Source organism: Pseudomonas sp. Je.1.5.c, from assembly GCF_051129895.1.
GTDB classification, from domain to species: Bacteria; Pseudomonadota; Gammaproteobacteria; order Pseudomonadales; family Pseudomonadaceae; genus Aquipseudomonas; species Aquipseudomonas urmiensis.
The window spans coordinates 1-9,283 of the sequence record NZ_JBCPSP010000077.1; the positions used below are offsets into that span (position 1 = coordinate 1).

The window sequence follows — 9,283 nt, forward strand, 5'->3', positions numbered from 1 at the left end:
GGTTCACACAGATTGCGTGGGAGCGGGCTTGCCCCGCGATAGGGCCGACGCGCTCTTCAGGCCCTGACGGCTTGACGTTTCTTCTTCAGGTGGAACGCCACACCCAGCACCGCAATCCACACTGGAATCAGCATCACCGAGATACGAATCGGCGGGGTCAGGTACATCACCACCAGAATCAACACGATGAACGCCAGGCACAGGTAGTTGGTCACCGGATGCCCCCAGCTACGGTAGAACGGCGTCTCACCCGACTCGATCTTGGCCTTGCGGAACTTCAAGTGGGTAATGCTGATGCTGGCCCAGTTGATCACCAGCGCCGACACCGCCAGCGCCATCAGCAGGCCAAAGGCCTCCCCTGGCATCAGGTAGTTGATCAGCACGCACAAGCCGGTGGCCGCAGCCGACACGCCCAGTGCGGTCAACGGCACACCGCGGCGGCTAACCTTGAGCAGCTGGCGTGGCGCATCGCCCTGGCTGGCCAGGCCAAACAGCATGCGGCTGTTGGCATACACGCAGCTGTTGTACACCGACAGCGCGGCAGTCAGCACCACCACGTTAAGGATCGTCGCCACCAGGTCGCTGTCCAGCTCATGGAAGATCATCACGAACGGGCTGCCGCCCTGCACCACTTTCTGCCAGGGGTACAGCGACAGCAGAATTGCCAGCGCGCCGATGTAGAAAATCAGGATGCGATAGACCACCTGGTTGGTAGCCTTGGGGATGCTCACCCGTGGGTTGTCCGCTTCGGCCGCGGTAATGCCGACCAGCTCCAGGCCGCCGAAGGAGAACATGATCACCGCCAGGGCCATGATCAAACCGGTGACGCCATTGGGGAAGAAGCCACCGTACTGCCACAGGTTGGCCACACTGGCATCCGGGCCGCCATGGCCACTGGTCAGCAGCCAGGCGCCAAAGCCAATCATGCTGACAATGGCAATCACCTTGACCAGCGCGAACCAGAACTCCAGCTCGCCGTAGACCTTCACCTGGGTCAGGTTGATCAGGTTGATTGCGACGAAGAAGATCGCGGCCGTGGCCCAGGTGGGGAAGTCTGGCCACCAATACTGCACATAGATGCCCACGGCAGTCAGCTCGGCCATACCCACCAGCACATACACCACCCAGTAGTTCCAACCAGAGACGAACCCGGCGAACTCACTCCAGTACTTGTGGGCAAAATGGCTGAAGCTGCCGGCGACGGGCTCTTCGACCACCATCTCGCCGAGTTGGCGCATGATGAAGAAGGCCATCAGGCCAGCGATGGCATAGCCCAGCAAAACGGACGGACCGGCCAGCTGGATGGTCTGGGCGATGCCCAGGAACAGCCCGGTACCGATCGCCCCGCCCAGCGCGATCAGCTGGATATGGCGGTTTTTCAGCCCGCGCTGTAACCGCTCAGGCGTGTTCTGGTCTTGCATGAAGTGTCCTTTGGTCAGGAGGCAGTGTTATTGGAGTTGTTTGCAGTCAGGATCTAGATCCATCCGCCCCACTGCAAGATAAAGATGCCGATATTGGTGGTGATCGCCGCCATTAGCGTGGTGATCACGATGATCGACGCCGCCAACTCATGGTTGCCATTGGCTGCGCGCGCCATGACATAACTGGCCGCAGCCGTGGGGCTGCCGATGTACAGGAACAGGATGCCCAGTTCGGCACCGCGGAACCCACACAGCCAGGCGCCCAAGGTGCCCACCAGCGGCAGCCAGACCATCTTCACCAGGCTGGCGTCGATGGCCAGCTTGCCACTGTCGCGCAGCGCCGCCAGCGACAAGGTGCCGCCAATGCAGATCAGCGCCAGCGGCAGGGTCATCTGCGCCAGATAGTCCCCGGAGGTCAGCAGCCAGTTGGGCAGTGGCACCTGGGCGTAGGCCATCGGCGTTGCCAGCAACACGCTGATGATCAGCGGGTTGCTGAAGATGTTCTTGCAGATGCTCCACGGATCGGACTTGAGGTCCGGGCTGTACACCGCCAGCACCACCGCCGACAGCGAGTTGTACATGAGGATCACCAGGCCCGCGAGCACCGCGCCCAGCGAGATGCCGTAGTCGCCGTAGAGGCTGGCGGCCAGGGCCAGCCCGATCACGCCGTTGTTGCCGCGAAATGCGCCTTGGGTATAGATGCCGCGCTCGGCCAGCGGCGCCCGCCAGATAGCCAGGCCCCAAGCCATGGCGAAGCCGACCAGGGTAACGGCGATGAAATAGAGGATGACACCAGGTTTGATCGCTGCTTGCAGGTCGGCGTGGTAAATACCAAGAAACAGCAAGGCAGGCATGCAGACGTTGAACACCAGCGAAGAGGCGACCTTGCTGAAGTTATCGTCGATCAGGCGGATGCGCTTGAGGAATACGCCCATGAACAGCATGGCGAACACCGGTGCGGTGATGTTCAGCGTCTGGATGAGAAGGGCGAGCATTCGCGAGCGGTCCTAGGGGTTGCCGTTAGGGCGCTAATGATACGCGAGCTGCGCAAGGTGCGGGCATTTGCCTGCAATAAAAGGAAATATCCTTCAGATTCGGCTGGTTTTGTGGCACCTGATCGGCTTGCAGGCGGGACAAGGCCCTCTGCAAACCGATCCAAGCTATCCGCACTCAGCGGCGAACCGGGCGCTTTTGCAGCTTGCGCTGCAACGTGCGCCGGTGCATGCCCAGCGCTCGTGCGGTGGCAGAGATATTGCCCTCGTGCTCACCCAGCACGCGCTGGATGTGCTCCCACTGCAGGCGATCCACCGACATCGGGTTCTCCGGCACCAGCGAATCCAGGTCGGCATGCTCAGACAGCAACGCCGCCAGCACATCATCGGCATCGGCCGGCTTGCACAGGTAGTTGCAGGCGCCACGCTTGATCGCCTCGACTGCCGTGGCGATGCTCGAGTAACCGGTGAGGATCACCACGCGCATTTCCGGATCCATCTCCAGCAGCTTGGGCAGCAGCACCAGCCCTGAGTCGCCGTCCATTTTCAGGTCCAGCGCGGCGTAGTCCGGCAGGTCGTTCTGGGCCAGGACCAAGCCCTCCTCAGCGGAGGATGCGGTGCTCACGCGGAACCCGCGGCGGCTCATGGCACGGGACATGACCCGAGTGAAGGTGGCGTCATCGTCTACCAGCAACAAATGCGGCAGCTCTTCGCCTTCAACCTGAATTTCATCGCTCATCGTTCATCTCCTCGCTTGCCATAGGGCAGGCGCAGCTCGGTAAGGGTGCCGCCCTGCTCATGACTATAGAGTTTCACCGAGCCGCCCGCACGGGTCACGCTGGCCTTGCTCAGGAACAGGCCAAGGCCGAAGCCCTTGCCCTTGGTGGTAAAGAAGGGTTTGCCGATTGCCTCGGCAATGGCTGGGGGAATCCCCGGGCCATGGTCGCGGATGCTGATAATGATGTCCTGGTCGTCCCAGTCCAGACGCACTTCCAGGTCATCCGGGCAGGCATCGGCAGCATTGTTCAACAGGTTCAACAGGGCCTGGGTGAGGTCTGGCGGTGGCGTCAGCTGCGGGACCTGGCCATCTTGCAAGCGCTGGAAGCGGTAGCTGGCTTCCGGGCGCATCAGGTGCCAGCGGTTGAGTGCTTCGTCCAGCCAGGCGGTGACATCTTGCTTGACGATGGCCATGCGCCGATTGGCCTCGGCGGCGCGCACCAGCTGCTGCAGGGTCTGCTTGCACAGTTTGACCTGGTCCTGCAGCACGGCGAGGTCTTCCTGCAACTGGGCGTCGTGGTGATCCTGGCGCATCTCGTTGAGCAGCACGCTCATGGTCGACAGCGGCGTACCCAGCTCGTGGGCAGCACCGGCCGCCTGGGTGGCGACCGCCAGCAGTTGCTCGTCTCGCAGGCTTTCTTCGCGGCGCTCACTGCGCAGTTGCTCCTGGCGGCGCAGCTCTTCGGCCATGCGCGCGGCAAAGAAGGTAATCACCGCTGCGGCCAGGGCGATGCTCAGCCACATGCCATAGACCTGCATCTTGTCGCGCGCCAGCGGCAAGGTTTCCAGCGGGTAGAACTGCACCAGCAACAGGCTGTAGGCCGCCAGGGCGAGGCCGGAAAGCACCAGCGAGTAGATCCACGGCAAGGTCACCGCAGCGATCGCCAGCGGCACCAGGTAATAGGACACGAACGGGTTGGTCGAGCCACCGGAGTAGTACAACAAGACACTGTGGATAAATAAGTCGCAGGCCAGCTGGAAGGCGTATTCAAGCTCGGTGACCGGCAACGACAGGCGCAAGCGCAAGGCGGTGAAGGCACACAGCAGCGAAGACAGGGCGAGCGTTACCACCAGCGACAGCCAGGGCAGCGGTAGCAGTTCGGTCCAGTAGGCAACACCTACCGAGCCTGCTTGAGCGGCCAGGACCAGCACGCGAATGACGGTCAGGCGCCAGAGGTTCTGACGAGTAGCGGACAGCGGTTGTGCGGCAGCGAGCATGAGCTCTCCTGATGAGTGCTCCAGGAAAATCGGCTGGAGTATACCGAAGCCGGGCCCCTCGCTGCAGTGATGCGGCAAAGCGCCACACTTTGTCACAGGTTGATGATGGCATTTGTGAACCCACTACACTGTTGCCGGTCTGATGGGCCATGCGTGGAATGGAACGCCAATCTCCACGCCTTCAATTCGCCAAGGAGTCACTCATGCAAATCCCTCGTCGCGGCACTGCCCTGATCCTGTCCTGCGGCCTGCTGGCCAGCCTGCCTGCATTGGCAGCCGATGAGCCGCGTTACAACCAGGTGTCGCTGCGCGCTGAAGTGAGCAAGGAAGTTGCCCGCGACCTGATGGTCGTGACCCTGTACAGCGAAGCCCAGAACAGCGACCCGGGCAAGCTGGCCAAGGAGATCACCGAGACCATGAACAAGGCCGTGCAACAGGCCCGCCAGGTCAAGGAAGTGAAGATCAGCCAGGGCAGCCGCAACAGCTACCCGGTGTATGACAGCAAAGGCCAGAAGATCACCGGCTGGCGCGAACGCGCCGAGCTGCGCCTGGAAAGCGCCGACTTCCCGGCCCTGTCCAAACTCACCGGCGATTTGCTGCAAGAGCTGAAGATGGGCGGCATGGACTTCTCCATCGCGCCGAACACCCGCAAGACCAGCGAGGACGAGCTGCTCAAGGATGCGGTCAACGCCTTCAAGGCTCGCGCACAACTGGCCACCGAAGCGCTTGGCGGCAAGGGCTATAAAGTGGTCAACCTGAACCTCAATAGCAGTGGCTATCCCCGCCCGTACCTGCGCAGCGCGCCGATGGCGATGAAAGCGATGGGTGCTGACGAGGCGGCGCCGGCACCGGATATCGAAGCGGGGACCAGTGAAGTCAGCATGAACGCCGATGGCTTGATCGAAGTGCAGATGCCTTGATCGGCTGAGTCTTTGGTATTTTTTGGGGCTGCTGTGCAGCCCTTCGCGGGTAAACCCGCTCCCACAGGGTTAGCGCTGTTCTGAAGAGAAGTGCTGAACCCTGGGGGAGGGGCTTGTTAAGGCACCGCCCCTAAAGCAATGGTCGCAAAGGGCCTGCTTACAGAGTTTTAAGATCCTTCCTACGCACCTTTAGGGTGCATCCCTAATGCATTCTGCCCTCGAAATATTCGGCAAAATGCCAGCATTACCCCCTCGCAAACGATCAACTTCGGCGAAACTTACATCGATGCGACATTGATGTACGCCCGTACCACTTTTTTGACGCCAGCTATCCTTCATGGTGTAGCATTGGGAACACCCCCTGCATAAGTATCCGCAGGTCGGCTCACGAGGCCACCTCAAATCCAAAAATGACAACAATGAGGCCACCATGCTCAAACACGCAGTCATTCCGTTCCTGGTCGGCGCAGGCTTGCTTGCCAGCGCACCGTCTGCCCTCGCTGCAAGTAACCTGGTGTTCTGCTCCGAAGGCAGCCCAGCCGGTTTCGACCCAGGGCAGTACACCACCGGAACCGACTTCGACGCCTCGGCCGAGACCGTGTTCAACCGCCTGACCCAGTTCGAACGCGGCGGCACCGCGGTGATCCCCGGGTTGGCCACCCAGTGGGACGTCTCCGACGACGGCAAGACCTACACCTTCCACCTGCGTGAAGGGGTCAAGTTCCACACTACCGATTACTTCAAGCCCAGCCGCCCATTCAATGCCGACGACGTGCTGTTCACCTTCAACCGCATGCTCGACAAGAACGACCCGTTCCGCAAAGCCTACCCCACCGAATTCCCGTACTTCACCGACATGGGCATGGACAGCAACATCGCCAAGGTCGAGAAAGTCGATGAGCACACCGTGCGCTTCAACCTCAATCAGGTTGACGCAGCGTTCATCCAGAACCTGGCCATGAGCTTTGCCTCGATCCAGTCGGCCGAGTACGCCGCCCAGTTGCTCAAGGACGGCAAGGCCGCCGAGATCAACCAGAAGCCGATCGGCACCGGCCCGTTCGTGTTCAGCAAGTACCAGAAAGACGCGCAGATTCGTTTCAAGGGCAACAAGGACTACTGGAAGCCTGAGGACGTGAAGATCGACAACCTGATCTTCGCCATCACCACCGACGCCTCGGTGCGCATGCAAAAACTCAAGAAGAACGAGTGCCAGGTCACCCTGTTCCCGCGCCCTGCCGATATCGAACCGCTAAAGGCCGACAAAAACCTGCAAATGCCGCAACAGGCCGGCTTTAACCTCGGCTACATCGCCTACAACGTGATGGACCAGATCAAGGGCAGCAACCAGCCCAACCCGATGGCCCAGCTCAAGGTGCGTGAAGCGCTGGACATGGCGGTCAACAAACAGCAGATCATCGATTCGGTGTACCAGGGCGCCGGCCAGTTGGCAGTCAACGCCATGCCGCCGACCCAGTGGTCCTACGACACCAGCATCAAGGACGCCAAGTACGACCCGGAAAAAGCCAAGCAGCTGCTCAAGGAGGCCGGGATCAAGGAAGGCACCGAGATCACCCTGTGGGCCATGCCAGTCCAGCGCCCATACAACCCCAACGCCAAGTTGATGGCCGAGATGCTGCAATCGGACTGGGCCAAGATCGGCATCAAGGCCAAGATCGTCAGCTATGAGTGGGGCGAGTACATCAAGCGCTCCAAGGGCGGCGAGCAAGGCGCCATGTTGATTGGCTGGAGCGGTGACAATGGGGACCCGGACAACTGGCTGGGCACCCTCTACGGTTGCGATGCGATCGACGGCAACAACTTCTCCAAGTGGTGCTACAAACCCTACGACGACCTGATCAAGCAAGCCAAGGCCACCTCCGACCAGGCCAAGCGCACCGAGCTGTACAAGCAAGCGCAGCACATCCTCAAGGAGCAGGTGCCGATCACCCCGATCGCCCACTCCACCGTGTACCAGCCCATGAGCGCCAAGGTTAAGGACTTCAAGATCAGCCCCTTCGCCTTGAACGCCTTCTACGGCGTGAGCGTGGAGAAATAGACCCGCCTGCCCCTCTCGCCTGATCGGCGTGGTGGGCTCGGGCTGTCGATAGTTCATCAGACGCTTCGTCGCGAGCTATCGGAAATTTCCCGCAGCACTAAGCGAATTCGCAACCTGTCATCCCCTTCCTGACGGCCGTACCGTCAGGAACGGGTTTCTGTTGCCGTCATTCATCCCTGCTGCAGCTGACATCGTTCAGGAAAAGGACTTGCCATGCGCCAGACTCCGCTGTGTTCCGTTGTGCTTGGCCTGGGCTTACTGACCCAGGCCCCAATCAGCCAGGCCAACAACCTGGTGTTCTGCTCCGAAGGTAGCCCGGCCGGTTTCGACACCGCCCAATACACCAGCGCCACCGACAACGATGCCGCCGAGCCGATCTATAACCGCCTGGTCGAATTCGAGCGCGGCGCCACTGCGGTGCAGCCAGCCCTTGCCGAGAAATGGCAGGTCTCGGCGGACGGCCTGCAATACACCTTCCACCTGCGCCCTGGGGTGAAATTCCACAGCAACCAGACGTTCACGCCGACCCGAGACTTCAATGCCGACGATGTGCTGTTCACCTTCCAGCGTATGCTCGATAAACAGCAACCCTTGCGCAAAGCCTACCCAACCGAGTTCCCGTACTTCGTCAGCATGGGGTTGGACAAGACCATCGCCAAGGTCGAAAAAACCGATCCAATGACCGTGGTATTCACCCTCAACAACGTCGACGCCGCTTTCATCCAGAACCTGGCAATGAGCTTTGCCGCGATTCTCTCCGCCGAGTACGCCAACCATCTGCTGGCGGCGGGCAAACCCAGCGACATCAATCAAAAACCGATTGGCACCGGCCCCTTCGTATTCCAGCGCTACCAGAAGGACTCGCAGATCCGCTACAAGGGCAACCAGGACTACTGGAAGCCCGAGGACGTGAAGATCGACAACCTGATCTTCTCGATCAACATCGACCCGTCGGTGCGCATCCAGAAGCTGCGGCGCAATGAATGCCAGGTGACCCTGCACCCGCGCCCCGCTGATCTGCCCAAGCTCAAGACCGACAAGCAACTGCAGGTGCTGAGCAAGCCAGGCTTCAACCTCGGCTACATCGCCTACAACACCCGCCATGCGCCGTTCGACCAGCTGCAGGTGCGCCAGGCGATGGACATGGCAGTGAACAAGCCGGCGATCATCCAGGCGGTGTACCAGGACGCCGGGCAACTGGCGGTCAATGCCATGCCGCCGACCCAGTGGTCCTATGACGACACCCTCAAGGACCAACCCTACGACCCCGAGAAAGCCAAGGCGCTGCTCAAACAGGCAGGGGTCAAGGAAGGCACCGAGATCACCCTCTGGGCGATGCCGGTACAACGCCCCTACAACCCCAACGCCAAGCTGATGGCCGAGATGCTCCAGGCCGACTGGAGCAAGCTCGGCTTCAAGGTGCGCATCGTCAGCTACGAGTGGGGCGAGTACCTCAAGCGCATGAAAAGTGGCGAGCACGACATCGCCCTGATCGGCTGGACTGGTGACAACGGCGACCCGGACAACTGGCTTGGCACCCTCTATAGCTGTGGCGCGATTGGCAGCAACAACTACTCGCTGTGGTGCGATCAGCAGTATGACCAGTTGGTCCAGCAGGCCAAGCAGGTCACCGATCGCGAACAACGCAGCGCGCTTTACCAGCAGGCCCAGCAGCGGCTCAAGCAACAGGTGCCGATTACACCGGTGGCGCATTCCACGGTCAACCAGCCGATCAGCGCCAGGGTGCACGACTTCAAGGTCAGCCCGTTTGGGCGCAATGCGTTTTCCGGTGTGAGCGTCGACTGATTTAGCCAGTCGGTGCCGGCCTCATCGCGGGGCAAGCCCGCTCCCACGCAGCCGATGCCCACGCGTCTCGCGTACGTGGGAACGGGCTTGCCC

General features: G+C 61.0%; 7 protein-coding genes. 3 read left to right on the top strand and 4 right to left on the bottom strand.

Annotation, left to right across the window (positions count from 1 at the left end):
• Nucleotides 1–56: 56 nt before the first annotated feature.
• The 4 genes from AAZU54_RS26785 to AAZU54_RS26800 form a co-directional block, all read right to left on the bottom strand.
• Nucleotides 57–1,421 carry an amino acid permease gene (locus AAZU54_RS26785; protein ID WP_186554043.1) on the bottom strand — a complete coding sequence of 455 codons (1,365 nt, stop codon included), beginning with the start codon at nucleotides 1,419–1,421 and terminating at the stop codon, nucleotides 57–59.
• Between the two features lie 53 nt (nucleotides 1,422–1,474).
• Entirely contained in the window at nucleotides 1,475–2,416 is a 942-nt protein-coding gene (locus tag AAZU54_RS26790) for an AEC family transporter (RefSeq protein ID WP_186554044.1), read from the bottom strand.
• Between the two features lie 175 nt (nucleotides 2,417–2,591).
• Nucleotides 2,592–3,152: a response regulator transcription factor gene (locus AAZU54_RS26795; protein WP_186554045.1), complete on the bottom strand. Its 561-nt coding sequence runs from the start codon at nucleotides 3,150–3,152 to the stop codon at nucleotides 2,592–2,594.
• Nucleotides 3,149–4,408 carry an ATP-binding protein gene (locus AAZU54_RS26800; RefSeq protein WP_264234843.1) on the bottom strand — a complete coding sequence of 420 codons (1,260 nt, stop codon included), beginning with the start codon at nucleotides 4,406–4,408 and terminating at the stop codon, nucleotides 3,149–3,151. Before AAZU54_RS26800 ends, AAZU54_RS26795 begins: the two co-directional genes overlap by 4 nt.
• 203 nt (nucleotides 4,409–4,611) lie before the next feature.
• Between AAZU54_RS26800 and AAZU54_RS26805 the strand changes: the two genes are divergently transcribed.
• The 3 genes from AAZU54_RS26805 to AAZU54_RS26815 all read left to right on the top strand — a co-directional run bounded on the left by AAZU54_RS26805 (nucleotide 4,612) and on the right by AAZU54_RS26815 (nucleotide 9,190).
• Nucleotides 4,612–5,328 (top strand): SIMPL domain-containing protein, encoded by a 717-nt coding sequence (locus AAZU54_RS26805; protein WP_186554047.1) that lies wholly within the window; start codon nucleotides 4,612–4,614, stop codon nucleotides 5,326–5,328.
• 430 nt (nucleotides 5,329–5,758) lie between these two features.
• On the top strand, nucleotides 5,759–7,384 hold the full coding sequence (locus AAZU54_RS26810; protein WP_186554048.1) for an ABC transporter substrate-binding protein: 1,626 nt from the start codon (nucleotides 5,759–5,761) through the stop codon (nucleotides 7,382–7,384).
• A 213-nt stretch (nucleotides 7,385–7,597) separates the two neighbouring features.
• On the top strand, nucleotides 7,598–9,190 hold the full coding sequence (locus AAZU54_RS26815) for an ABC transporter substrate-binding protein (protein ID WP_434727874.1): 1,593 nt from the start codon (nucleotides 7,598–7,600) through the stop codon (nucleotides 9,188–9,190).
• Nucleotides 9,191–9,283 lie beyond the last annotated feature (93 nt).